The 22,333-nt window shown below is 68.3% G+C and carries 20 protein-coding genes; 5 read left to right on the top strand and 15 right to left on the bottom strand.

Annotated features, from left to right (window positions below):
* Window positions 1-1,356 carry an MATE family efflux transporter gene (locus tag HW466_RS14825; protein ID WP_174905996.1) on the top strand — a complete coding sequence of 452 codons (1,356 nt, stop codon included), beginning with the start codon at window positions 1-3 and terminating at the stop codon, window positions 1,354-1,356.
* A 15-nt stretch (window positions 1,357-1,371) separates the two neighbouring features.
* On the opposite strand, the gene lipA is transcribed toward HW466_RS14825, so the two are convergent.
* The 5 genes from lipA to HW466_RS14800 all read right to left on the bottom strand — a co-directional run bounded on the left by lipA (window position 1,372) and on the right by HW466_RS14800 (window position 6,676).
* Entirely contained in the window at window positions 1,372-2,337 is a 966-nt protein-coding gene (gene lipA, locus HW466_RS14820) for a lipoyl synthase (protein ID WP_174905995.1), read from the bottom strand.
* Between the two features lie 2 nt (window positions 2,338-2,339).
* The gene (locus HW466_RS14815) at window positions 2,340-3,455 is read right to left on the bottom strand and encodes an acetoin dehydrogenase dihydrolipoyllysine-residue acetyltransferase subunit (RefSeq protein WP_151006438.1); all 1,116 of its coding nucleotides are present in this window, start codon (window positions 3,453-3,455) and stop codon (window positions 2,340-2,342) included.
* Between the two features lie 4 nt (window positions 3,456-3,459).
* Complete coding sequence (locus HW466_RS14810) at window positions 3,460-4,464, bottom strand: alpha-ketoacid dehydrogenase subunit beta (RefSeq protein ID WP_151006439.1); 1,005 nt, start codon at window positions 4,462-4,464, stop codon at window positions 3,460-3,462.
* A 68-nt stretch (window positions 4,465-4,532) separates the two neighbouring features.
* Window positions 4,533-5,516 carry a thiamine pyrophosphate-dependent dehydrogenase E1 component subunit alpha gene (locus HW466_RS14805; protein ID WP_059449890.1) on the bottom strand — a complete coding sequence of 328 codons (984 nt, stop codon included), beginning with the start codon at window positions 5,514-5,516 and terminating at the stop codon, window positions 4,533-4,535.
* 101 nt (window positions 5,517-5,617) lie between these two features.
* Window positions 5,618-6,676 (bottom strand): ATP-NAD kinase family protein, encoded by a 1,059-nt coding sequence (locus HW466_RS14800; protein ID WP_174905994.1) that lies wholly within the window; start codon window positions 6,674-6,676, stop codon window positions 5,618-5,620.
* Between the two features lie 521 nt (window positions 6,677-7,197).
* Here HW466_RS14800 and HW466_RS14795 point away from each other — a divergent pair.
* Complete coding sequence (locus HW466_RS14795; RefSeq protein WP_174905993.1) at window positions 7,198-9,129, top strand: sigma-54-dependent Fis family transcriptional regulator; 1,932 nt, start codon at window positions 7,198-7,200, stop codon at window positions 9,127-9,129.
* Window positions 9,130-9,148: 19 nt separating this feature from the next.
* Here the strand turns inward: HW466_RS14795 and HW466_RS14790 are convergent, their stop codons facing one another.
* Both HW466_RS14790 and HW466_RS14785 read right to left on the bottom strand, forming a co-directional pair.
* Entirely contained in the window at window positions 9,149-9,583 is a 435-nt protein-coding gene (locus HW466_RS14790; RefSeq protein WP_151007060.1) for a carboxymuconolactone decarboxylase family protein, read from the bottom strand.
* On the bottom strand, window positions 9,567-10,028 hold the full coding sequence (locus HW466_RS14785) for a MerR family transcriptional regulator (RefSeq protein WP_059503126.1): 462 nt from the start codon (window positions 10,026-10,028) through the stop codon (window positions 9,567-9,569). The genes HW466_RS14790 and HW466_RS14785 overlap by 17 nt, the downstream gene beginning before the upstream one ends.
* Window positions 10,029-10,313: 285 nt before the next feature.
* Between HW466_RS14785 and HW466_RS14780 the strand changes: the two genes are divergently transcribed.
* Window positions 10,314-10,916, top strand: coding sequence for a ComEA family DNA-binding protein (locus tag HW466_RS14780; RefSeq protein WP_059790393.1), 603 nt, complete (start codon window positions 10,314-10,316; stop codon window positions 10,914-10,916).
* An 89-nt stretch (window positions 10,917-11,005) separates the two neighbouring features.
* The gene (locus HW466_RS14775) at window positions 11,006-11,437 is read left to right on the top strand and encodes a YidB family protein (protein ID WP_059449895.1); all 432 of its coding nucleotides are present in this window, start codon (window positions 11,006-11,008) and stop codon (window positions 11,435-11,437) included.
* Between the two features lie 128 nt (window positions 11,438-11,565).
* Here HW466_RS14775 and clpB read toward each other — a convergent pair whose 3' ends face one another.
* Window positions 11,566-14,163: an ATP-dependent chaperone ClpB gene (clpB, locus tag HW466_RS14770; protein WP_059449896.1), complete on the bottom strand. Its 2,598-nt coding sequence runs from the start codon at window positions 14,161-14,163 to the stop codon at window positions 11,566-11,568.
* 156 nt (window positions 14,164-14,319) lie between these two features.
* Complete coding sequence (locus tag HW466_RS14765; protein WP_151005898.1) at window positions 14,320-14,838, bottom strand: Rrf2 family transcriptional regulator; 519 nt, start codon at window positions 14,836-14,838, stop codon at window positions 14,320-14,322.
* A 266-nt stretch (window positions 14,839-15,104) separates the two neighbouring features.
* Here HW466_RS14765 and HW466_RS14760 point away from each other — a divergent pair, with 266 nt between their 5' ends.
* Window positions 15,105-15,665: a group III truncated hemoglobin gene (locus HW466_RS14760; protein WP_059798048.1), complete on the top strand. Its 561-nt coding sequence runs from the start codon at window positions 15,105-15,107 to the stop codon at window positions 15,663-15,665.
* Window positions 15,666-15,729: 64 nt separating this feature from the next.
* Here HW466_RS14760 and HW466_RS14755 read toward each other — a convergent pair whose 3' ends face one another.
* The 6 genes from HW466_RS14755 to HW466_RS14730 form a co-directional block, all read right to left on the bottom strand.
* Window positions 15,730-16,206 (bottom strand): molybdenum cofactor biosynthesis protein MoaE, encoded by a 477-nt coding sequence (locus HW466_RS14755; protein ID WP_059806662.1) that lies wholly within the window; start codon window positions 16,204-16,206, stop codon window positions 15,730-15,732.
* 10 nt (window positions 16,207-16,216) lie between these two features.
* Entirely contained in the window at window positions 16,217-16,474 is a 258-nt protein-coding gene (gene moaD, locus HW466_RS14750; protein ID WP_059456793.1) for a molybdopterin converting factor subunit 1, read from the bottom strand.
* A 19-nt stretch (window positions 16,475-16,493) separates the two neighbouring features.
* Window positions 16,494-17,741: a molybdopterin molybdotransferase MoeA gene (locus HW466_RS14745; protein WP_059790399.1), complete on the bottom strand. Its 1,248-nt coding sequence runs from the start codon at window positions 17,739-17,741 to the stop codon at window positions 16,494-16,496.
* Window positions 17,742-18,009: 268 nt separating this feature from the next.
* Window positions 18,010-19,461 (bottom strand): threonine synthase, encoded by a 1,452-nt coding sequence (thrC, locus tag HW466_RS14740; protein ID WP_151006255.1) that lies wholly within the window; start codon window positions 19,459-19,461, stop codon window positions 18,010-18,012.
* Between the two features lie 14 nt (window positions 19,462-19,475).
* Window positions 19,476-20,804, bottom strand: a complete 1,329-nt coding sequence (locus HW466_RS14735; protein WP_059449902.1) for a homoserine dehydrogenase — start codon at window positions 20,802-20,804, stop codon at window positions 19,476-19,478.
* Between the two features lie 51 nt (window positions 20,805-20,855).
* Complete coding sequence (locus HW466_RS14730; RefSeq protein ID WP_059503141.1) at window positions 20,856-22,094, bottom strand: pyridoxal phosphate-dependent aminotransferase; 1,239 nt, start codon at window positions 22,092-22,094, stop codon at window positions 20,856-20,858.
* Window positions 22,095-22,333: the final 239 nt, after the last annotated feature.

Below are 22,333 nucleotides of genomic sequence, written 5' to 3'. Positions count from 1 at the left end.
ATGTTCGCCGACATCCGCCGGATCGTCAGTCTCGCGTGGCCGGTGCTCGTCGGCCAGCTCGCGATCATCGCGTTCGGCGTGATCGACACGGCGATGGTCGGCCGCTACTCGGCCATCGACCTGGCCGCACTCGGGCTCGGTTCGTCGATCTACGTGTCGGTCTACATCGGGATGACGGGCATTCTGTCCGCGCTGCAGCCGATCACCGGGCAGCTTTACGGTGCGCGACACTACGCCGAAATCGGCGAGGAGGTCCGCCAGGCGCTGTGGCTCGCGCTGATGCTCGCGGTGCCCGGCTTCCTGCTGCTGCATTTTCCCGAACCGCTGCTGCGCCTCGCGCACGCGCCGCCCGCGCTGCACGAGCGCACCGTCGATTACCTGCGGATCCTGTCGTATGGCCTCCCGGCGAGCCTCGTGTTCCGGATCTACAACGCGCTGACCAACGCGGCCGGCAAGCCGCGCCTCGCGATGATCCTGCAGGTCGGCGCGCTGCTGCTCAAGTTTCCGCTCAACGTGTGGTTCATCTTCGGCGGCTTCGGCGTGCCGGCCCTCGGCGGCCCCGGCTGCGGGCTCGCGAGCACGCTGATCAACTGGGCGCTCGCGCTGATCGGCTTCACGCTGCTCGCGAAGCTCGACGTGTTCTCGCCGCTTTCGATCTTCTCGCGCTTTTGCTGGCCCGTGTGGGCTCGCCAGAAGGCGATCCTGAAACTCGGCGTGCCGATGGGCCTGTCGTACCTGATCGAGGTCACGTCGTACACGTGCATGGCGCTCTTCATCGCGCAATTCGGCACGACGACGCTGGCCGGCCACCAGATCGCCGGCAACATCGGCGCGGTGCTGTACATGACGCCGCTGTCGATCGGCGTCGCCGCATCGACGCTGGTGGCACGCGCGCTCGGCGCCGGCCGCCCGGACGAGGCGCGCCTGCTCGGCCGGCACAGCGTGATGCTCGCGTGCGCGATCGCGGCCGCCTACGGCGTGCTCGTGTTCACGCTGCGTCCGCTGATCGTCGGCGCCTACACGCCGAACCCGGCGGTGGCCGCCGCCGCGCTGCCGCTGGTCGCGATCGTCACCTGCTACCACTTCTTCGACGCGCTTCAGATCACGTCCGCCTTCGTCCTGCGCGCGTACAAGGTCGCGATCGTGCCGACCGTGATCTATGCGGTCGCGCTCTGGGGCGTCGGGCTCGGCGGCGGCTACGTGCTCGGCTTCGACGTCGGCGGCATCGCGCCCGCATGGCTGACCGGCGCGCGCGGCTTCTGGTTCGCGAACATGGTCAGCCTGTTGCTCGCGGGCGCAGGCCTTGCCCTCTACCTGCGCCACGTCAGCCGCACGCACCTTGCCGTGCAGCCCTGACGCGCGGCGCGCGACCTACGCGTCCTCCAGCACGTCGGCCGCGTGATACGACGACCGCACGAGCGGGCCCGCGACGACTTCCCTGAAACCGAGCGACAGCCCCTCGTCGCGCCACGCGGCAAACGCCTCGGGGCTCACGTAGCGGCGCACCGGCAGGTGATGCGCGGACGGCGCGAGATACTGGCCGAGCGTCAGCACGTCGACCTCGTGCGCGCGCAGGTCGCGCAGCGTGTCGCACACCTCGTCGTCGCGCTCGCCGAGCCCGAGCATCAATCCCGATTTCGTCACGAGCGTCGGGCGCGCGGCCTTCGCCTGCGCGAGCAGTTCGAGCGAACCGCGATAGTCGGCGCCCGGCCGCGCCGCCCGATACAGCGACGGCACCGTCTCGATGTTGTGATTGAACACGTCCGGCCACGCCGACGAGAACGCATCGAGCGCCCGCGCGACGCGGCCGCGGAAATCGGGCGTCAGCACCTCGACGCCGATGCCCCGCACGCGCGCGCGCACCGCCGCGATGCAGGCCGCGAAATGCGCAGCGCCGCCGTCGCGCAGATCGTCGCGATCGACCGACGTGATCACGACGTAGCGTAGTTCGAGCGCCGCGACCGCGTCGGCGAGCCGCGCGGGTTCGTCGGGGTCGAGCGGCTCGGGCCGGCCGTGCGCGACGTCGCAGAACGGGCAGCGCCGCGTGCACAGTCCGCCCATGATCATGAAGGTCGCGGTGCGCTGCGCGAAGCATTCCCCGATGTTCGGGCACATCGCCTCCTCGCAGACGGAATGCAGCCGGTGATCGCGCAGCACGGCCGCCATGTCGGCGACCGCCCCGCTCATCATCGGCCGCGCCCGCAGCCACGGCGGCTTCGGCAGCGCCGCGCCGGCCGCGGGCTCGACGCGCACCGGAATGCGCGCGAGCTTGTCGCGGCTGCGCGCGCCCGGCTGGCCGAGTGCGGTGAGGCTGGGTCGTTCGAGCGCGGCGGTCATCGTCAGTCTCCGAGAAACGCGACGATCAGGCGGTTCACGTCGGCAGCCGCCTCCATCTGCACCATGTGGCCGCTGCCGGCGATCACCTCGACCCGCACGCCGTCCGGCAACCCGTGCGCGTGCTGCACCGGAATCACCTGGTCGCGCTCGCCCCAGATCACGAGCGTACGCGGCGCGAGCGATGCGACGCGGTCGCGGAACACGCGCCGCTGCGACGCGCCGTCGAACGCGGCATTCGCGATCTTCTCCAGCGCGGCCTGCACGCCTTCGAGCCGCTTGTACTTGACGAGATCCTCGACGAGTTGCCGCGTGACGAGCGCGTTGTCGGCGAACAATGCGCCGAGGTGCGGCTTCAGCGTATTGCGGCTGTTGCCGGCGACGAAGCCGTCGATGTAGCCGCGATTGATGTCGGTGCCGAGCCCGGCGCTCGCGATCAACGTCAGCGAGGCCACGCGTTGCGGCGCGCGCTCCGCCGTCGCCATCGCGACCGCGCCGCCCATCGAATGCCCGATCAGGTGCGCGCGGTCGATATGCTGCGCGTCGAGCAGCGCGAGCACTGCGTCGGCCAGCTCGTCGAGGCTGCCGGTGTCGACCGCCTTGCCGGACTCGCCGTGCCCGGGCAGGTCGAGCGCCCAGACGGGCCGATGCGCGGCCAGCTCCGCATGGTTGAACAGCCAGTTGTTCAGGTCGCCGCCGAAGCCGTGGATCAGCACCGCGGGCGTGCCCGGACCGTCGCCCAGCTTCAGGAACCGGAGCGTGCGTCCGCCGATCTGCGCCTTCTCGGGTTGCGGGCCCGCCGTGTCGTCGGCGGCCGCGGCCGGCACGAAATCCCGCTGGAATTCGGCGATCGCCGCGTCGATGTCGGCATCGCTTGCGTCGGCCGTGGCCACCACGCCGAGCAGCGCACCGACCGGCAGCGTCTCGCCTTCCTGCGCGACCTGCCGCCGCAGCGTGCCGTCGAACGCGCACTCGACGCCCGACGAAATCTTGTCGGTCTCGACGTCGAGCACTTCGTCGCCCTTCGTCACGCGCTCGCCGACCGCCTTCAGCCAGCCGTTGACCTGCCCCTGCTCCATCGAAAGCCCCCACTTGGGCATCGTGATCATGTGAATCGACATCGTGTCAGCTCCTCGTCTTCAGAACCGCCTGCGCGATCGCGTCGGCGGACGGGATGTAAAGGTCTTCCAGCACGCCGGCGAACGGTGCGGGCGTGTGCGGCGCGGTCACGAGCTCGATCGGCGCCTTGAGCGACCGGAACGCGCGCCGTGCGACGAGCGCGGCGATGTCGGTCGCGATCGAGCAGCGCGGGTTCGCTTCATCGACCACCACGACGCGCCCGGTGCGCTCCGCGCTTTCGAGGATCGTTTCCTCGTCGAGCGGCGACGTCGTGCGCAGGTCGATCACGTCGACCTGGATGCCGTCCTTCGCGAGCCTGGCGGCCGCGTCGGTCGCCAGATGCACCATGCGGCCGTACGTGACGATCGTCGCGTCGTCGCCGTCGCGCACGACGTTCGCCTCGCCGAACGGGATCGCATAGGATTCCTCGGGCACGTCGCCTTCGCGCGTGTAGAGCAGCTTGTGTTCGAGGAAGATCACGGGATCGTTGTCGCGGATCGACTGGATCAGCAGCCCCTTCGCGTCGTAAGGCGTCGACGGGCACACGACCTTCAGCCCGGGGATGTGCGTAAACAGCGACGTGAGCATCTGCGAATGCTGCGCGGCCGCGCGCAGGCCGGCGCCGTACATCGCGCGGATCACGACCGGCGTCACGGCCTTGCCGCCGAACATGTAGCGGAATTTCGCGGCCTGGTTGAAGATCTGATCGAAGCACACACCCATGAAATCGATGAACATCAGCTCCGCGACGGGCCGCATTCCGCACGCGGCCGCACCGACCGCCGCGCCGATGTAGCCGCCTTCCGACAGCGGCGTATCGAGCACGCGGCCCGGAAACTTGTGGAACAGCCCCTTCGTCACGCCGAGCACGCCGCCCCACGCGTCGTCCTCGCCCGGCGCGCCCGCGCCGCCCGCATTGTCCTCGCCCATCACGATCACGCTGTCGTCGCGCGCCATTTCCTCCGCAAGCGCCTCGTTGATCGCCTGCGAATAAGTGATCTTTCTTGCCATGTCCGTCTCCTGGAATATTGGTTTCGCCATGCCGGCCGCGGGCCGGTGGCCGCCATGTCACATCGCGCTCACGGGTACGACACGTACACGTCGGTCAGCAGGTCGGCCGCGTCGGGCAGCGGCGCGGCCTTCGCCTGCGCGACCGCGTCGTCGATCAACGACTTCACCTGCGCATCGACCGCGCGCAGCTCGTCGGTCGTCAGCACTTCGGCACGTACCACGCGCGCTTCGAAATGCTTCAGGCAGTCCTTCTCGTCGCGCAGCTTCTGCACTTCGCCCGGCGCGCGATAGGTCTGCGCGTCGCCTTCGAAGTGACCGAAATAGCGGGTGAACTTCACCTCGACGAGCGTCGGGCCGCCACCGTTGCGCGCGCGTGCGACCGCTTCGCCGAGCGCCTCGTGCACCGCGAAGAAGTCGAAGCCGTCGACGATCACGCCCGGCATCCCGAAGCCGTTCGCGCGGTCGGCGATGTTGTCGGTCGCGACCGACCAGCTCGACGACGTCGCTTCCGCATAACCGTTGTTTTCGGCCACGAAGATCGCCGGCAGCCGCCACACCGACGCGAGGTTCATCGATTCGAAGATCACGCCCTGGTTCGACGCGCCGTCGCCAAAGAAGCACACGCCGACGCCGCCCGTCTTCTTGTGCTTGGCCGCGAGCGCCGCGCCGCACACGAGCGGGCCGCCCGCGCCGACGATCCCGTTCGCGCCGAGCATGCCCATCGACAGGTCGGCGATGTGCATCGAGCCGCCCTTGCCGTGGCAGACGCCCGTCTTCTTGCCGTAGATCTCGGCCATCATCCCGTGCACGTCCACGCCTTTCGCGATGCAGTGGCCGTGTCCGCGATGCGTGGTGGCGACATAGTCTTCAAGGCCGAGGTGCAGCATCGTGCCGACGGCGGAGGCCTCCTCGCCGGCGTACAAATGAACGAAGCCGGGGATTTCGCCGGTCGCGAACTCGACGTGCAGGCGCTCCTCGAATTCGCGGATCGTGCGCATCAGCCGGTAGGCTTCCAGCAGCGTGTCCCGGCCGAGATGTGTCGAAACGGTCATGTGTGTCTCCTGAGTAGGTCTGACTGCGAATGCCGCCGCGGCAACGCCCCGGCGACGGATTGCACGGCGGCCGCGGCCGCCGGTGAAACGTGAAGCCGTGGTCAGCCGCGCCACCCGCCGGCATCGCGCAACAACTGCCGCGACGACGCGTAACGCAGCGTGCGGCCGACATCGACGGTCAGCGGCCCGCGCCAGTCGAGCGCGATCTCGTAGCGGTCGCCGCGCGTGACCTCGATCTCGCGCTCGCCATCGAACGCGAGCGTGCCGTGCTCGAACGGGATCGTCTGCCACGCGCCCGGTTCGAGCCGCTCGCAGCTGCGCATCACGACACGATCGACGCGCCCGGGGGCGATCGGCGCGACGAGCGGCGTGCCGGCGTGCTTGCCGTCGGCGGCGAAACGCATCGCGAGCCCGTGCGGCGCGCTGCGCTCGAGCGGCGCCCACGCGCCGCCGAGCGCGGACAGGCCGATGCCGTCCGGCTCCGCGAAAGTCAGATAGAGCGAGTCGATGTCGTCGGGCCCCGAGATCGCGCGCGCACCGATGAAGCGCTGGCGGGCCGCGCACACGTCGACGAGCGCGATCTCCTCACGCCCCGCGCTCGCGCCTGCCGTGCAGCGCACGACGAGCCGCTTGTTGCGCGCGAACGCGACCTCGGCCGGCACGACGCCGGTCGCGGCGAGCCCTGCCGCGACGCCCGCGACGGTCGCCTCGCGATACTCGGGAAACGCGTTGTTGGTGCCGGTGGACAGCGCGACGAGCGGCGTCGCGCCGCAATGCGCGGCGACCGCGCGATGGGTGCCGTCGCCGCCGAGCACGACGATCAGCGCGACTTCCATCCGGCGCATGTAGGCGGCGCCCGCGTGCGTGTCGGCGACGGAATCGGAGATCGGCAGGTCGACGAATTCGACGGCGGGCCAGCGCTCGTGCGGCGCGACCGCGCGATGCGTATCGAGCGCACGCATCAGCAGCGTCGAGATGCCCGTCTTGTCGCGCAAGGTCAGCACGCGCTCGACGCCCATCGCGCCGAGGCCGGCAAGCAGGCGCACGACCATGTTGGCTTTCTCCGCCGTCGGGAACACGGATGCATGCGTCGTCAGGCGGCGGATGTCGCGCCCCGATGCGGGGTTCGCGATCACGCCGACGGTCACGGGCGTCGTCACGGGTTTGTCTCCATCCAGTGGACCGGCGCTCGCGCCGGCCCTGCATGTGTCGTCCGCCGTCGTCGAGGGCAGCGGACCGTCGTCGCCGACGCAACCGCGCCGGGCTTGCCGTGACATCTGCAAGCGGCGTGCCACCGCGCGTGCAACGACCGCGAAACCCGCTTGCAGACTGGCGCGGCGGCGGTGCCGCCCATCGCCAGCCTGCTGCCGCGATCGCCCGACGCCCGCGAAATCGTCCGCGCGTCTCACGCCGTCGATCTCCCGGCGCGCCGGTTTCGGCACCTTCGCCCGGATGCGCGTCGCGCCGGCAAGCCGCGCGCATCGCGGCGCGGCGCGCAACGCCGTGAGGTTGGTCGCCCGCACGCGTGGCATGCCCGTGCGTCTCAGCGTCGCGAGAGCGGCTGAGATGCCGCTGAGACGAACGTCTCACGTCGCGCGCGTGCTGCGATGCAATGTGATCGGCGCAGGCGGATGTGCTACAAGAACATCGAATTCCCCGCCGTACGGAACCGGAGCCGACCATGCCCTATGCCGTCCCCCAGGCCCAGCACGCCGACCGTGTGCTCGGCGCGCTCGCCGGGCGCCTGCCCGCGCCGGCCGATTCCGCGCGCCTGGTGTCGTCGTGGCAGCGCTCGCTCGAGCGCTACGCGCTCGACCCCGCGTCGTCGATCGGCCCGCGCGTGCTGACCGCGGCCGAGCTGCGCGAGGTGCGCGACAAGGAGGAAGCGTTCCTGCGCGCATCGGGCCAGTGCCTGACGCGCCTGCACGACATGATTCGCGTCGCCGATTACTGCGTGATGCTGACCGACGCGCACGGCGTGACGATCGACTACCGGATCGATCGCGAACGTCGCCACGACTTCCGTCATGCGGGGCTGCACATCGGATCGTGCTGGTCGGAAAGCGAGGAAGGCACCTGCGGGGTCGCGAGCGTGCTGACCGATCTCGCACCGATCACCGTGCACAAGACCGACCACTTCCGCGCCGCGTTCACCACGCTCACCTGCAGTGCGGCCCCGATCTTCGCGCCCGGCGGCGAACTGATCGGCGTGCTCGACGCGTCGGCCGTCCAGTCGCCGGACGGCCGCGACAGCCAGCGTCTCGTGTACCAGCTCGTTCGGCAAAGCGCGGCGCTGATCGAGGACGGCTACTTCGTGCACAGCACCGCACAGCACTGGATATTGTTTGGGCATCCGAATCGTCATTACGTCGAGGCGCAGCCCGAATGGCTGATCGCGTTCGACGAATGCGGCAACATCGTCGCGTCGAACCGGCCGGCACGCGACGCGCTGCCCGCGCTGCGCGAACCGCGCCATATCGACGAGATCTTCGATGCGACCGAAATGCCGCTGCGCGATGCCGCGCGGCTCGATACGATCATCGCGCTGCGGCTGCGCGCGACCGGCGCTCCGCTCTATGCGCGGCTGCGCGCGCCGCTACGGCGCACCGGCCGCGAAACCGGCACGGCACGGGCCGCCCCGGCATCGCGCCGCCCCGGCGCCGCGCAGCGCCACGTCGGCGCGCTGACACCGTTCCTGCACAGCAGCGACACGCGCGTCGCTCAACAGGCCGAACTTGCGTTGCGGGTCGCGAGCAAGCGGCTGCCGATTCTGGTGCTGGGTGAAACCGGCGCCGGTAAGGAAGTATTCGCCCGCGCGATCCACGATGCCGGTGCACGGCGCGCACGGCCGTTCGTCGCGGTCAACTGCGGCGCGCTGCCCGAGGCGCTGATCGAAAGCGAGCTGTTCGGCTACGCGGCCGGCGCGTTCACCGGCGCACGCAAGCACGGCGCACGCGGCAAGATCGCGCTCGCCGACGGCGGCACGCTGTTTCTGGACGAAATCGGCGACATGCCGCTCGCGCTCCAGACGCGCCTGCTGCGCGTGCTCGCCGACGGCGAAGTCGTGCCGCTCGGCAGCGATACGCCCGTGCGCGTCGATCTCGACGTGATCTGCGCGACGCACCGCGATCTCGCCGCGATGGTGGCCGACGGCACGTTCCGCGAGGATCTGTATTACCGGCTGAGCGGCGCGACGTTCGAACTGCCGCCGCTGCGCGAGCGCGCGGACGTGCGCGACGTGATCGCCGCGGTATTCGCCGAGGAAGCGCAGGCGACGGGCCACGTGCTCACGCTCGACCCGGCGCTCGCCGAACAACTCGCCGCGTACGCGTGGCCCGGCAACGTGCGCCAACTGCGCAACGTGTTGCGCTACGCGTGCGCGGTGTGCGATACCGCGCGCGTGACGCTGCGCGACCTGCCGGCCGATCTCGTCGCGCGGCTCGGTGCCGGTCCGGCCGGCGCGCTGCCCGACGACGAACGCGGCCGCATCGTCGCGGCACTCACCGCGCACCGCTGGCGGCCCGACGCGGCCGCGCACGCGCTCGGCATGTCGCGCGCGACGCTGTACCGGCGCATCGCGAAGCACCGGATCGTCGCGCCGCACCGCGCGTGACGCGTAAGCGCACGCTTCGTCATGCGGGCTGCCCGGCCGCTTCGTTCGCGGCGTCCGTCACGCCGGCCGCCTCGTCGCGCCGCTTGAATACCTCGTGCGCGGCAAACAATGCGTTCAGCGCGGCCGGCATCCCCGCATACACGGCCATCTGCATGAACACCTCGACGATCTCGTTGCGCGTGCAACCGACGTTCAGCGCGGCCTCGATATGCACCTTCAATTGCGGCTGCGCGTTGCCGAGCGCGGCCAGCGCGGCGATCGTCGCAATTTCGCGCGCTTTCAGGTCGAGCTGCGGCCGGCTGTAGATGTCGCCGAAACTGAATTCGACCAGGAGCCGCGCGAAGTCCGGTGCGATCGGCGCAAGCGCCGCGATCACGCGTTCGCCCACTTCGCCGTCGATTTCCTTCAGTTTGTTCCAGCCGCGCGTGTAGCGATCCTCAACGAGTCGTTCCATCGTGTCCGTCCTGTTCCGATAATGAGAGAGAAGGTTTCGCCCGTCGTGCCGTTTCCCGTCCCTGCGCCTCGTAGTACGCGATCTTGTCGCCGATCGCATCGAGGTTCGCCTGCAGCTCCGCGATATGCGCACGCACCGCGTCGCGATGCGCGACCAGCAAGTCGCGCCGCGCGCCGAACGTCGACTCGCCCTGCTCGCGCAGCACCGCGAACGCCTGGATCTGCGCGATCGGCATGCCGGTCGCCTTCAGGCGCATCACGAAGGCCAGCCCGGCAAGGTCGGCCGGCGCATAGAGCCGGTGCCCGGCCGCCGTGCGCGAAATCGCGCGCAGCAGGCCGGCCTGCTCGTAGTACCGCAGCGTGTGCGTCGACACGCCCGTCAGTTCGGCGACTTGCCCGATCGTCAGCGGGCCTGCGGCGGAAGGTTGGGATACGGTTTTCGACATGGCAGGAACAAGGTTAGGAGTTAGAGTTCACTCTAAGTCAAGCGTGATCGCACGACCAGCGCGACGACGATCCGCTCGCCCCCTCAACACCGTAAACAATGGTCAAAATCGGCGACTGGCGCCGGTTTCGGCCTTTACAGCATCGCAAGCCTTCAGCAAGATTCAGTCAGCCTGTCTTAAAAAGGGCACGCATTTGTCCTATGCTTAACGGCGACGCCCGGCCAGGTCTCGCCGCGCCGTCCGTTGCAACAGCCATTCATCCGTCAGAACCAGGGAGCCCTTGCCATGCTGAAAAAGCTGCTGATGCTGTTCGTCGCGCTGTCGCTGTCGCTCGCCGCCGGCCTTGCCGCGGCCGTCGAAGTCAACACGGCCGACCAGGCCGCGCTCGAATCGGTGAAGGGCCTCGGGCCCGTGAAGTCGAAGGCGATCATCGACGAGCGCACCAAGAACGGCCCGTTCAAGGACGCGGACGATCTCGCGAACCGCGTGAAGGGTCTCGGCACGAAGTCGGTCGGGCATCTCGAGGAAAACGGCCTGACGATCGGCGGCTCATCGGCGCCGCCGAAGGGCGTGAAGCTGTCGAAGCCGGCCGCGACGACGCCGGCGACCACCTCGGCCACGACGTCGGCCGGCACCGCTGCGACGTCGCCGGCCGCTACGCCGGCGCCCACGCCGGCCCCGGCCGCCAGCGCGCCGGAAGCGGCGTCGAAGCCGGCCAAGAGCAAGCGCGCGTCGAAGAAGGAAAAGGCGGCCGCGGCTGCAGCGGCATCCGCCGATGCGGGCGCGAGCGCGCCGGCCGCAGCGTCGTCCACGAAGGCGACGAAGGGTTCGAAGAAGAAGAGCAAGAAGGACAAGGCCGCCTCCGCCGCTGCGGCGTCGGGCGCCTGATGTACGCCGCGCGCACGCGTCGCGTGAGCGCGGCATTCGATCAACGGGCGCCGTCGTTGCGGCGCCCTTTTCTGTGAAGGTGAAGAACCATGGGTCTCCTCGACATCGTTGGCGGTCTGATCGGCGGCCAGTCCGGCGGCAACTCGCAAAGCGCGCTCATCACGACCGCGCTCGAATTCATCAACAACCAGCCGGGCGGCCTGAACGGGCTGATCGAGAAGTTCAAGGCCGGCGGCGCCGGCGACATCATCGGCTCGTGGGTCGGCAACGGCGAAAACCAGCCGATCTCGCCGGACACGCTGCAGAACGTGCTCGGTTCCGAGGTCGTCGGCTCGCTGGCAAGCAAGGTCGGCATCGACCCGTCCCAGGCATCGTCGATCCTCGCGCAGGTGCTGCCGCACGTCGTCAACGGCGCGACGCCGAACGGCGAAGTGCCGGCCGGCGGCCAGATCGATACGTCGAACGTGCTCGGCACGCTCACGCAGCTCGCCGGCATGTTCGGCGGCAACAAGCAGGCCTGAGCACGCATCGCGCCGCCTGACGGCCGCGACGGCGGTTTCGGCCGCCCCATATGCAAACACCCCGCCTGGGCGGGGTGTTTGTTTTTGTGCGCCCGGTGCGAACCGGGCGCGCGGGCGGCCACCGGCGATCAGTGAACGACGCGGTCGAACACGAACGTGCCGTCGTTGACGTCGACCGGGATCACGTCCTTCGGACCGAAGCGGCCCGCGAGGATCAGCTTCGCGACCGGGTTCTCGATCTCCTGCTGGATCGCGCGCTTCAGCGGCCGCGCGCCGAACAGCGGATCGTAGCCGACCTTCCCGATCTGCTCGAGCGCCGCCGGCGACACGTCGAGCGCCATGTCGAGCTTCGCGAGCCGGTCGTGCAGGCGCGCGAGCTGGATCTTCGCGATCGATTCGATGTTGCTGCGATCGAGCGCGTGGAACACGACGACGTCGTCGATCCGGTTCAGGAACTCGGGGCGGAAGTGCTGCTTCACTTCGAGCCACACGGCGTCCTTGATCTCTTCCTGCGGCGAACCCGTCATTGCCTGGATCACCTGCGAGCCGAGGTTCGACGTCATCACGATCACCGTGTTCTTGAAGTCGACCGTGCGGCCCTGCCCGTCGGTCATGCGGCCGTCGTCGAGCACTTGCAGCAGCACGTTGAACACGTCCGGATGCGCCTTCTCGATCTCGTCGAGCAGGATCACGCTGTACGGCTTGCGGCGCACGGCTTCCGTCAGGTAGCCGCCTTCCTCGTAGCCGACATAGCCCGGCGGCGCGCCGATCAGCCGCGCGACGCTGTGCTTCTCCATGAACTCGCTCATGTCGATGCGGATCAGGTGCTCTTCCGAGTCGAACAGGAACGATGCGAGCGCCTTGCACAGCTCGGTCTTGCCGACGCCAGTCGGGCCGAGGAACAGGAACGAGCCGTACGGGCGGTTCGGATCGGCGAGACCGGCGCGCGAACGACGGATCGCGTCCGCCACCGCGCTGATCGCCTCGTCCTGGCCAACCACGCGCTCGTGCAGCTTTTCCTCGATGTGCAGCAGCTTCTCGCGTTCGCCCTGCATCATCCGCGACACCGGAATCCCGGTTGCACGCGACACGACCTCCGCGATTTCTTCCGCACCGACCTGCGTGCGCAGCAGACGCGGACGCGTCGGGTTGTGCTGCTCCTGCTCTTCGGCCTGCGTGACCTGCTTCAGTTGCGACTCGAGTTGCGGCAGCTTGCCGTACTGCAGCTCGGCAACCTTCTCGAGCTTGCCTTCACGCTGCAGGCGCGCGATGTCGGCCCGCACCTTCTCGATCTCTTCCTTCAACTGCGCGCTGCCCTGCACCGCTGCCTTCTCGGCGGTCCAGATCTCTTCCAGGTCCGCATATTCGCGGCCGAGGCGTTCGATCTCTTCCTCGATCAGCTGCAGGCGCTTTTGCGACGCCTCGTCCTGCTCCTTCTTCACGGCCTCGCGTTCGATCTTCAGCTGGATCAGCCGGCGATCGAGCTTGTCCATTTCTTCGGGCTTCGAATCGATCTCCATCTTGATCTTCGACGCAGCCTCGTCGATCAGGTCGATCGCCTTGTCCGGCAGGAAACGGTCGGTGATGTAGCGGTGCGACAGTTCGGCCGCGGCGACGATCGCCGGGTCGGTGATGTCGACGCCGTGGTGCAGTTCGTACTTTTCCTGCAGCCCGCGCAGGATCGCGATCGTCGCCTCGACGCTCGGCTCGTCGACGAGCACCTTCTGGAAGCGGCGCTCGAGCGCGGCGTCCTTCTCGATGTACTTGCGGTATTCGTCGAGCGTGGTCGCGCCGATGCAGTGCAGCTCGCCACGCGACAGCGCCGGCTTCAGCATGTTGCCCGCGTCCATCGCGCCTTCGGCCTTGCCGGCACCGACCATCGTGTGGATCTCGTCGATGAACACGATCGTCTGGCCTTCGTCCTTCGCGATGTCGTTGAGCACGGCCTTCAGGCGCTCCTCGAACTCGCCGCGATACTTCGCGCCGGCGAGCAGCGCGGCCATGTCGAGCGACAGCACGCGCTTGCCCTTCAGCGTCTCGGGCACTTCGCCGTTGACGATCCGCTGCGCGAGACCTTCGACGATCGCGGTCTTGCCGACGCCCGGCTCGCCGATCAGCACCGGGTTGTTCTTGGTCCGGCGCTGCAGGATCTGGATCGAGCGGCGAATTTCGTCGTCGCGGCCGATCACCGGATCGAGCTTGCCCGCGCGGGCGCGCTCGGTCAGGTCGACCGTGTATTTCTTCAGCGCCTCGCGCTGGCTTTCCGCATCCTGGCTGTGCACCTGCGAGCCGCCGCGCACCGCCGCGATCGCGGCTTCGAGCGCCTTGCGCGTGAGGCCGTGCTGACGGGCAAGCTTGCCGGCTTCGCCCTTGTCGTCGGACACGGCGAGCAGGAACATCTCGCTCGCGATGAACGTGTCGTTGAGCTTTTGCGCTTCCTTGTCGGCCTGGTTCAGCAACCCGGCCAGCTCACGGCCGACCTGGATGTCGCCGCCCGTGCCCGTGACTTGCGGCAGGCGCGAAATGGCTTCGTTCAGCGCGCCTTGCAGCGCCTGCACGTGAACGCCCGCGCGCGACATCAGCGAGCGGGCGGAGCCGTCCTGCTGCGCGACCAGCGCCGCCAACACGTGAACGGGTTCGATGTATTGATTGTCGCGGCCGGCCGCGAGGCTTTGCGCGTCCGCGAGTGCTTCCTGGAACTTGGTGGTGAGCTTGTCGATTCTCATTTGGCGAGACCTCCAATTTTCGATTAACACCAAGATGAGGATGGTTATACGGGTTTCAAGCGAAATTCCGGTTGATTCAGCGCAAAAATCGCCGTGCGGCGACGCGACGGCTCGTGGGAGACCCGGTACCCGAATGGCGGCGGCGGTGCGGGCGCGTCAACCGACCTTCGACGGCGATTCGGCCGACGCGACTGCGTCATCGCCTGACGGCTCGCCACGAACCGGCGCGACCGGACGAATGCCGAGCAGCGCGACGAGCGGCGACGCGGGCGCGGCCAGCTCACCGATCGTAAGACGGTCGAGTTCGGCGAAGAACGCATCGCGCGCGGCAGCCAGCACGCCCTTGAGGCGGCACTGCGGCTCGATCACGCAGCCTTTCGACTCGCCGCCGTCGGCCGTAAAGCAGCCGACCAGCGCGAAATCGTTCTCGGTCGCGCGCACCACCTGGCCGACCGTCAGCTTCAGCGATTCGCGGAACAGCCGCAGCCCGCCGTTGCGGCCGCGGACGGTATCGACCCAGCCGAGCTCGCCGAGCTGCTGCACGACCTTCATCAGATGGTTCTTCGAGATGCCGTAGGCGTCCGAGATCTCCTGGATCGTCGCGAGCCCTTCGCCGCGCACGGCGAGGTACAGCATGACGCGCAGCGAATAGTCGGTGTAGTCGGTGAGTCTCATGAGCGAATACGGAAAATGGGCGATCGCGCCCCGATCAACCAGGCCGGGCCAATCGGAGCGCGCGCCGGCACGGTTCGCGACGCCGCTCGGGGGCGCCGGGTTGCCGGGACGACCTGTGCGCAATAAGATGCATAATATCTACGCATTTTTCAGGCATTGGTGGACGCTATTTTGCGTCAAAATTCCGTCCGCGTCCTGCGCGTTGCCCGCGCGGCCGCGCCGACGGCACGCCACCGACGCCCTGATCTTCCCGGCCCTTTTTTGCCATGACCGCCCTGCCTGCCTCGCCCGATACCGCCCCGGCCCGTCCTCGCGACGCCGAACCGACGGAAGACAACATCCGCGACCTCGTGTACGCGTTCTACGACCGCGTGCGCGCCGATCCGCTGCTCGGCCCGGTGTTCGACGCGAAGCTGGACGGCCGCTGGGACGACCATCTGCCGAAGATGGTGAACTTCTGGTCGAGCCTCGTGCTTGGCACCAAGGGCTATCGCGGCAACGTGCAGCAGGCACACCAGCCGCTCGACGGGATCGAGCCCGCGCATTTCAGCCGCTGGCTGTCGCTGTTCCTGAAGACCGTCGAGGGGCGCTACACGCCGCCCGCGGCCATCCGCTTCATGGAACCGGCGCTGCGTATCGCGCAGAGCCTGCAGTTGAGCCGCTTTGGCTGGGATTACCAGATTCCGCCCGAGCAGCAGGCGCTGCTCGACGCGATCGCGCCACGCCGGCGCGACACGGGCGACGATCCGCATGCGCTGCCGTCACGGGCGCGTGGCGAGCCGTTCCCGGCGAAGATCATCGGGCGCGGCACGGATCCGGACGCCTGAACGACGAATCGCTGGGTCGGCGCGCGTGCCTGCGGTGCATCGCCGCACGACACAAACGCCGCGCTCAACGCGGCGTGTTGCCCGATTCGACACCCCAGCGCGCGAGCGCCGCGTCGTCGGTGCTGCGGGCATCGACCCAGCGCTCGCCGTCCGGCGTCGTTTCCTTCTTCCAGAACGGCGCCTCGGTCTTCAGATAGTCCATCACGAACTCGCACGACGCGAACGCATCGCCGCGATGCGATGCGACCGTCGCGACCATCACGATCTGGTCGAGCGGCAGCAGCCGGCCGACGCGATGCACGATCGCGACGTCGATCCCGGGCCAGCGCCGGCAGGCCTCGGCGGCAATCTTCTCGAGCGCCTTCTCCGTCATCCCCGGATAGTGCTCGAGCTCCATCGCGGCAACCGATTCGCCTTCGTTCAGGTCGCGCACGGTGCCGACGAAGCAGGCAAGCGCGCCGATCTTCGGGTTGCGCGCGCGCAGCGCCGCCACCTCGGCGTTCAGGTTGAAATCGCCGGTCTGCACTCGTACCGTAGCCATCGCCTGCCTCTCAACCGCCCGTCACGGGCGGAAAAAACGCGACTTCGCAACCGTCGGTGAGCCGCGTATCGGCGTCGGTCATCTCGTGATTGCATGCCATGCGCAGCGCGCGCCCTTCGGCGAGCGTCTCGGCCCACGCGCCGCCGCGCAGGCGCAGCCACGCACGCACGTCGCCGACGGTCGTCACGCCGTCCGGCACGTCGGCCTGTTCGTCGGACACGCCCAGCGCCTCGCGCACGCTTGCAAAGAATTTCAGCTGAATCTTCATGGTTCGGGAAGCCGCCGCGTTACGACAGCAGTTCGGAAAACGGAATGAAACGCACGGTCTCGCCCGCGCTGATCGCGTGCTGCGGCGGATTGTCGATCAGGCCGTCGCCCCAGACGGTCGATGTCAGCACCGCCGAGCTCTGGTTCGGGAACAGGTCGAGGCCGCCGGCCGCGTTCACGCGCGCGCGCAGGAATTCGTTGCGCCGGTCGCCCTTGCTTTGCGAGAAGTCCGCACGCAACGACAGCGCACGCGGCGCGACGTCGCGCACACCGGACAGGCGCAGCAGGAATGGCCGGACGAACAGCAGGAACGTGACGAAGCTCGACACGGGATTGCCGGGCAGCCCGATGAAGTGCGCGTCGGGCCGCGCATCGCCGCGGCGCACCGCGCCGAATGCGAGCGGCTTGCCCGGCTTCATCGCGATCTGCCAGAGCGCGATCCGCCCTTCGGCCTCGACAGCCGGCTTCACGTGATCCTCGTCGCCGACCGATACGCCGCCGCTCGTCAGGATCACGTCGTGATCGCGCGCGGCCTCGCGCAGCGTGTCGCGCGTCGCGGCGAGCGAGTCGGGCACGATCCCGTAGTCGGTCACGTGGCAGCCGAGCCGCTCGAGCAGCCCGCGCAGCGTGAAACGGTTCGAGTTGTAGATCGCGCCGGGCTTCAGCGGCTCGCCCGGCATCGTCAGCTCGTCGCCGGTGAAGAACACCGCGACGCGAATCCGCCGCGCGACCGACAGCTGCGCGCAGCCGACCGACGCGGCCAGCCCGAGCGCCTGCGGCGTAAGCCGCGTGCCGGCCGGCAGGATCACCGAACCCTGGCGGATGTCCGCGCCCTGCGCGGTGATCCATTCACCGGCCTTCGGCGTGTGGAGGATTTCGACCGCATCGCCGTCGGCCGACGTCTGCTCCTGCATCACGACGGCATCGGCGCCGGGCGGCACCGTCGCGCCGGTGAAGATCCGCGCGGCCGTGCCGGCCGCGAGCGGCGCGGCCGGGTGGCCGGCCGGAATCCGCTGCGACACCGGCAGGCGCCGCTCGCCGTGCAGCAGGTCGGCCACGCGTACCGCATAGCCGTCCATCGCGCTCGTATGCATCGGCGGCACGTCGAGCGGCGAGCTCACGTCGGCCGCCAAGACGCGGCCGAGCCCGTCGAGCGTGGCGACGGTTTCGGCGCCGGGCAGCGGCGTCGCGGCTTCGAGCAGCGCGGCGAGCGCTTCGGCGGTCGACAGCATCGGCGCGCGCGGCGCCGCGGGATTCGGGTTCGACATCGATGGAATCGGGGATCGTTGGAATCAATACGCCATTGTAGCGACGCCGTCGCGCCCACGCGCGATATGCCGGCCATGCGAGAACTGTGATCGGCACGAACGCGCGGCACTGGCACTTGTTTCGCTCGCGATCCGGCAATTCGCGTGCGCGCGGCCGCCACGAAGCGAAACGGCCGGAACCCCGATCCGTGCGACGAATCGGCATTCCGGCCGTCCTGCAGCGCCGGGCTGGGGGCCCGGGGCCGCCCGGGTGCTACCCGGCGCTACGTTATGCGCCCGTGTGCGCGGCGATGAAGTCCTTCACCTGCTGCGCATCGGCCTTCACGACCTCGAAACGCTGCGGCAGCGCCTCGAGCCCGTCGAACGCGGCCGGCCGCTCGGCCTCGCGATCGAGTGCTTCGCGGATCGTCTCGCCGAACTTGATCGGCTGCGCCGTCTCGAGGACGACCATCGGCACGCCCGCGTCGAGATGCTCGCGCGCGACCTTCAAGCCGTCGGCCGTGTGCGTGTCGATCATCGTGTCGTAGCGCGAGAACACGTCGCGGATCGTGGCGATGCGGTCAGCGTGGCTGCTGCGGCCCGACACGAAGCCGAACTCGGCCACGCGCGCGAAATCGCCGCTCGCCGCGAGATCGAAACCGCCCTTCTCCTCGACGTCGCGGAACAGCTGCATCACGCGGGCCGGATCGCGGCCGAGCAGGTCGAACACGAAGCGCTCGAAGTTCGACGCCTTCGAGATGTCCATGCTCGGGCTGCTCGTGTGATACGTGTTTTCCGCGCTGCGCACGCGATATGCGCCGGTGCGAAAGAACTCGTCGAGCACGTCGTTCTCGTTGGTCGCGACCACGAGCTTCGCGATCGGCAGGCCCATCATCCGCGCGATGTGGCCCGCGCAGACGTTGCCGAAGTTGCCCGACGGCACCGTAAACGACACGCGTTCGTCGTTGGACGTCGTCGCCGCGAAATAGCCCTTGAAGTAGTACACGACCTGCGCGACGACGCGCGCCCAGTTGATCGAGTTGACCGTGCCGATCTTGTGACGCGCCTTGAACGCGTGATCGTTGGACACGGCCTTCACGATGTCCTGGCAGTCGTCGAACACGCCTTCGACCGCGAGGTTGAAGATGTTCGGATCCTGCAGGCTGAACATCTGGGCCGTCTGGAACGCGCTCATCTTCTTGTGCGGCGACAGCATGAACACGCGCACGCCGGCCTTGCCGCGCATCGCGTATTCGGCCGCGCTGCCCGTGTCGCCCGACGTCGCGCCGAGGATGTTCAGCGCCTGGCCGTGCTTCGCGAGCGTGTACTCGAACAGATTGCCGAGCAGCTGCATCGCCATGTCCTTGAACGCGAGCGTCGGGCCGTTCGACAGTTCGAGCAGCGAGACCGGCGCACCGTTCTCGGTGCCGAGCGTCTTCACCGGCGTGATGTCGGACGCGTTCTCGCCGTGGCGCGTGTTGCTGTACACGGCGGCCGTATACGTGCGGCGCGTGATCGCGCGCAGGTCGTCGGCCGGCACGTCGTCGCAGAACTTCGACAGGACCTCGAACGCGAGATCCGCATACGGCAGCGTGCGCCAACGCGCGAGTTCGTCGGCCGATACCTTCGGGTACTCGGCCGGCAGGTACAGCCCGCCGTCTTTCGCGAGACCGCCGAGCAGGATGTCGGAGAACGTGTGGCGCTCGCCGATGCCGGCGCCGCGCGTGGAGATGTAGTTCATGTCGTTCCTGGTCCTCAGTTCAGCGCTTCCATGCGCAGCTTCGTCACCTTCGAGACCACCGTCGCGAGGCCTTCGATCTGCGCGATCGCCGCGTTCACGTGCTTTTCCTGCGTCTCGTGCGTGATCAGGATGATGTCAGTCTCGCCGTTCGCGTCGTCGACCTGCTCCGATTCCTTCTGCAGCAGCGCGTCGATCGAGATGCCCGTCGCGGCGAGAATGCGCGTGATGTCCGCGAGCACGCCCGTCTGGTCGGCCACGCGCAGGCGCAGGTAGTAGCCGCTCGTCACTTCCTCGATCGGCAGGATCGGCGTGTTCGACAGGCTGTCCGGCTGAAACGCCAGATGCGGCACGCGATGCTCGGGGTCGGCCGTGTGCAGGCGCGTGACGTCGACGAGATCCGCGACGACCGCCGACGCGGTCGGCTCCGCGCCCGCGCCCTTGCCGTAGTACAGCGTCGTGCCGACCGCGTCGCCGTGCACGACGACCGCGTTCATCGCACCCTCGACGTTCGCGAGCAGGCGCTTCTCGGGAATCAGCGTCGGATGCACGCGCAGCTCGATGCCGTTTTCCGCGCGGCGCGCGATGCCGAGCAGCTTGATCCGGTAGCCGAGCTCTTCCGCGTAGCGGATGTCCGTCGCGTCGAGCTTGCTGATGCCTTCGACGTACGCGCGGTCGAACTGGACCGGCACGCCGAACGCGATCGCGCTCATGATGGTCGCCTTGTGCGCGGCGTCGACGCCTTCGATGTCGAAGGTCGGATCGGCTTCCGCGTAGCCGAGCTCCTGCGCGGCCTTCAGCGCGGTCGCGAAGTCGAGGCCGCGGTCGCGCATTTCCGACAGGATGTAGTTCGTCGTGCCGTTGATGATGCCCGCGATGTACTGGATGCGGTTCGCGGTCAGGCCTTCGCGCAGCGCCTTGATGATCGGGATGCCGCCGGCAACCGCCGCCTCGAACGCGACCATCACGCCCTTCTCGCGCGCCGCCTCGAAGATCTCGGTGCCGTGCACCGCGAGCAGCGCCTTGTTCGCCGTCACGACGTGCTTGCCGTTCGCGATCGCGCGCAGCACGAGCTCGCGCGCGATGCCCGTGCCGCCGATCATCTCGGCGATGATCGAAATCGACGGATCGTCGACGACCGCATTGAAATCGTCGGTGATCTGCGCGGCGCCGGCATGAGCGCCGAGCGCTGCCTGCGCCTTGGCCGGGTTGCGCACCGCAATGCGCGCGACCTCGATCCCGCGCCCCGCGCGTCGCTTGATTTCTTCCTGGTTGCGGTGCAGCACCGTGAAGGTGCCGCTGCCGACGGTGCCGAAGCCCAACAGGCCAACTTTGATCGGTTCCATGCTGCGTGTGATCGATGAGTAAGAATGAATGAATGCCGAGGAGCGTGCCGCTCAGACCGAATGGCGCTTGCGATAGCCGTCGAGGAAGCGCGCGATCCGGTTGATCGAATCGGTCAGATCGTCGAGGTTCGGCAGGAAGACCACGCGGAAGTGATCCGGCGCCGCCCAGTTGAAGCCCGTCCCCTGCACGAGCAGCACGCGCTCCTCGAGCAACAGGTCGAGGATGAACTGCTGGTCGTTCTGGATCGGATAGAGCTTCGGATCGAGGCGCGGGAACATGTACAGCGCGGCCTGCGGCTTCACGCACGTCACGCCCGGGATCGACGTGAGCATGTCGTACGCCAGCTCGCGCTGCTTGTACAGGCGCCCGGTCGGCACGATCAGCTCGTTGATGCTCTGATAGCCGCCGAGCGCGGTCTGGATCGCGAACTGCCCGGGCACGTTCGCGCACAGGCGCATCGACGACAGGATCCCGAGCCCTTCCAGGTAATCCTTCGCGCGCCGGCGGTTGTCGCCGCCGAGGCCGGACACGGCCATCCAGCCCGCGCGGTAGCCGCACGAGCGATAGCTCTTCGACAGGCTGTTGAACGTGACGGTGATCACGTCTTCCGACAGCGAGCCCAGCGCCGTGTGCTCGAGCCCGTCGTAGACGATCTTGTCGTAGACCTCGTCGGCGAACACGATCAGCCCGTGCTGGCGCGCGATCTCGAGCAGCTCCAGCAGCAATTCGTCGGAATAAAGCGCGCCGGTCGGGTTGTTCGGGTTGATCACGACGATCGCCTTCGTGTTCGGCGTGATCTTGCGGCGGATGTCGTCGAGGTCGGGCATCCACGCGTTCTGCTCGTCGCACACGTAATGCACGGGCGTGCCGCCCGACAGACTCACGGCGGCCGTCCACAGCGGGTAGTCGGGTGCCGGCAGCAGCACTTCGTCGCCGTCGTTCAGGAGCGCCTGGGTCGCCATCACGATCAGCTCGGACGCGCCGTTGCCGATGTAGATGTCGTCGAGACCGACGCCGACGACGCCCTTTTGCTGCGTATAGTGCATCACGGCCTTGCGGGCCGAGAACACGCCCTTCGAATCCGAATAGCCGGACGACGCCGGCAGGTTGCGGATCATGTCCTGGATGATTTCGTCCGGCGCGTCGAAACCGAACGGCGCGAGGTTGCCGATGTTCAGCTTGATGATGCGGTGGCCTTCTTCCTCGAGGCGCTTCGCGTGCTCGAGCACCGGGCCACGGATGTCGTAGCAGACGTTGAGCAGCTTGTTCGACTTCTGAATCGGTTTCACGACGACACGGTTCCTGGGTTGGCCTTGCGGCCGGGGGACGGGATCAAAACTGGAGAGCGGCCGGTCTGTGCGCGCTGTCTAGACTGGGAAAATGCGGGCGATCGGACGCAGCTTGTGGCAATGCCCGATGCAAGTGGCGCCCGGGGGCGACCAAAAAGTTATAATTTAGCGGATTTTGGCCGACTTTCGCAATGCACCATGGCCGCTGCGGGCCCGCGCCGTCGGGCGTCCCGTGCGCG

Origin of the sequence: Burkholderia territorii (assembly GCF_902833055.1) — a bacterium.
GTDB lineage: Bacteria > Pseudomonadota > Gammaproteobacteria > Burkholderiales > Burkholderiaceae > Burkholderia > Burkholderia territorii.
This window is presented reverse-complemented; position numbering and strand designations above follow the sequence as displayed.

Coding starts and splice junctions, on each gene's coding strand:
- HW466_RS14825 (WP_174905996.1), top strand. CDS start 1: ATGTTCGCCGACATCCGCCGGATCGTCAGTCTCGCGTGGCCGGTGCTC.
- lipA (WP_174905995.1), bottom strand. CDS start 2,337: ATGACCGCCGCGCTCGAACGACCCAGCCTCACCGCACTCGGCCAGCCG.
- HW466_RS14815 (WP_151006438.1), bottom strand. CDS start 3,455: ATGTCGATTCACATGATCACGATGCCCAAGTGGGGGCTTTCGATGGAG.
- HW466_RS14810 (WP_151006439.1), bottom strand. CDS start 4,464: ATGGCAAGAAAGATCACTTATTCGCAGGCGATCAACGAGGCGCTTGCG.
- HW466_RS14805 (WP_059449890.1), bottom strand. CDS start 5,516: ATGACCGTTTCGACACATCTCGGCCGGGACACGCTGCTGGAAGCCTAC.
- HW466_RS14795 (WP_174905993.1), top strand. CDS start 7,198: ATGCCCTATGCCGTCCCCCAGGCCCAGCACGCCGACCGTGTGCTCGGC.
- HW466_RS14790 (WP_151007060.1), bottom strand. CDS start 9,583: ATGGAACGACTCGTTGAGGATCGCTACACGCGCGGCTGGAACAAACTG.
- HW466_RS14785 (WP_059503126.1), bottom strand. CDS start 10,028: ATGTCGAAAACCGTATCCCAACCTTCCGCCGCAGGCCCGCTGACGATC.
- HW466_RS14780 (WP_059790393.1), top strand. CDS start 10,314: ATGCTGAAAAAGCTGCTGATGCTGTTCGTCGCGCTGTCGCTGTCGCTC.
- HW466_RS14775 (WP_059449895.1), top strand. CDS start 11,006: ATGGGTCTCCTCGACATCGTTGGCGGTCTGATCGGCGGCCAGTCCGGC.
- clpB (WP_059449896.1), bottom strand. CDS start 14,163: ATGAGAATCGACAAGCTCACCACCAAGTTCCAGGAAGCACTCGCGGAC.
- HW466_RS14765 (WP_151005898.1), bottom strand. CDS start 14,838: ATGAGACTCACCGACTACACCGACTATTCGCTGCGCGTCATGCTGTAC.
- HW466_RS14760 (WP_059798048.1), top strand. CDS start 15,105: ATGACCGCCCTGCCTGCCTCGCCCGATACCGCCCCGGCCCGTCCTCGC.
- HW466_RS14755 (WP_059806662.1), bottom strand. CDS start 16,206: ATGGCTACGGTACGAGTGCAGACCGGCGATTTCAACCTGAACGCCGAG.
- moaD (WP_059456793.1), bottom strand. CDS start 16,474: ATGAAGATTCAGCTGAAATTCTTTGCAAGCGTGCGCGAGGCGCTGGGC.
- HW466_RS14745 (WP_059790399.1), bottom strand. CDS start 17,741: ATGTCGAACCCGAATCCCGCGGCGCCGCGCGCGCCGATGCTGTCGACC.
- thrC (WP_151006255.1), bottom strand. CDS start 19,461: ATGAACTACATCTCCACGCGCGGCGCCGGCATCGGCGAGCGCCACACG.
- HW466_RS14735 (WP_059449902.1), bottom strand. CDS start 20,804: ATGGAACCGATCAAAGTTGGCCTGTTGGGCTTCGGCACCGTCGGCAGC.